The following is a 1,023-nucleotide window of genomic DNA, read 5'->3' as shown; positions in this document are numbered from 1 at the left end:
CGTCCACATATGGGTTCTCCCGCACTTTTCGTGATGATGATTTTGATTATGCTGGCTGAAGGACACGGGCCCTGAGAAGTTCAAATCCCGCTCTTCCGAACATGGTGCGTTTGATCATTTTCAGTCGGCTGATCTGTCCTTCAACCGGGCTGGTTGTCCACGGTGTGACGAGAGACGCTTCAATGGCAGCCGCATCCCGTTCAAGCGCGGGAATCAAACGCGACAGCAGTGTCGTCTTTCCTTCTTCCAGCAAAGCCTGCAGATCGCCTTCCGTGCTGGTGTCACCCTTTTTACAGAGCAGGGTCTGCATTTTCCTGAGCCAGCAGAGTGTGACAGCAAGGTGCGGTTCAGCTTCCAGAAGGGCAGGAACAAGCAGTCCCTCCTGTCCAGCAGACGACGGGTCCTCTAAAAGGAGAAGACGCGCAAGTCTGCGTCCCAGAGGTGGAGCGACATGCGCGGAAGGAACGGGTTTCGCGGAAAGTCCGTGTCGTGCCATCACCCATTTCCAGACAGTGCCATATTGTCCTGCAAAGCCCTGCTCCTGAAGTTCCCGCCATAGCTGACGACTATTGCGACATCCTTCGGACCATCTCTTTTCCAGGTGGACTGTGTAAGGCACGAGTAAGCTGCGTGGCGGAACCGTCCTTTTCCATGGTGGTGCATGGCCCCGCTGAAACCAGCGCCGCATGGTTTTTCTCTCTACCCCGATCGTTGTGGCGATAGCCTGAATGCTGTGTCCCGCTGCTTTCAGGGCAAGAGCTTCCTTGAAAAGAATGTCACGTCGTTCCCCAGAGGCTGACCTGACGACCGTCTGCGCCTCTTCTGGATGCGCTCTGATTGTTTCAGATAGTTCGCTTACTCCCGTTGATGCGTTCAGTTGTCGCGCCAGGGTCCTCACTGTTGTCGTGAAACGGTCCAGAATACTGACAAAAGCGTCTGACAGATTTTTCAGCAGATGCCAGCGGTCTGTCACCTGAAGAGCGGATGGTGCGCCTCTGCGGCATCCGTCTGCATAAGCACCGG

General features: G+C 55.4%; 1 pseudogene. It reads right to left on the bottom strand.

Annotated elements, in window-relative coordinates:
• Positions 1 to 46: 46 nt before the first annotated feature.
• Positions 47 to 1,023 (bottom strand): annotated as a pseudogene (locus AD944_RS16915) (ISL3 family transposase); the annotation flags it as partial.

This window comes from Acetobacter tropicalis (genome assembly GCF_001580915.1).
Classification (GTDB): domain Bacteria; phylum Pseudomonadota; class Alphaproteobacteria; order Acetobacterales; family Acetobacteraceae; genus Acetobacter; species Acetobacter tropicalis.
This window is presented reverse-complemented; position numbering and strand designations above follow the sequence as displayed.